Below are 304 nucleotides of genomic sequence, written 5' to 3' on the forward strand. Positions count from 1 at the left end.
CAGTTGCCACTCGTGGGCATCGACGCGAATGAAATGGTTCTTTTCCCGCTCTTCGAGGAACGGCACGCCGCACCCCATGCGCGTATCGCACACGATCATCCGGGGCTGTGGCTCCGGGTGACTGCGCGCGGCATCGAAGGCCGCCTTCACCGCATCGATGTCGTTGCCGACCACGCGCTGGGTGAACCAGCCGAACGCCTCGAGCTTCTCGACGAGCGGCTCGAACGCCATCACCTGCGAGGACGGGCCATCGGCCTGCTGGTTGTTCACGTCGACGATGGCGATCAGGTTGTCGAGCTTCCAG

1 pseudogene is annotated in these 304 nt (G+C 64.1%); it reads right to left on the bottom strand.

The window, feature by feature from the left end:
• Window positions 1-304, bottom strand: a pseudogene (locus BG61_RS39100) (transketolase); the annotation flags it as partial.

The sequence above is a fragment of the Caballeronia glathei genome (genome assembly GCF_000698595.1).
Classification (GTDB): Bacteria; Pseudomonadota; Gammaproteobacteria; order Burkholderiales; family Burkholderiaceae; genus Caballeronia; species Caballeronia glathei.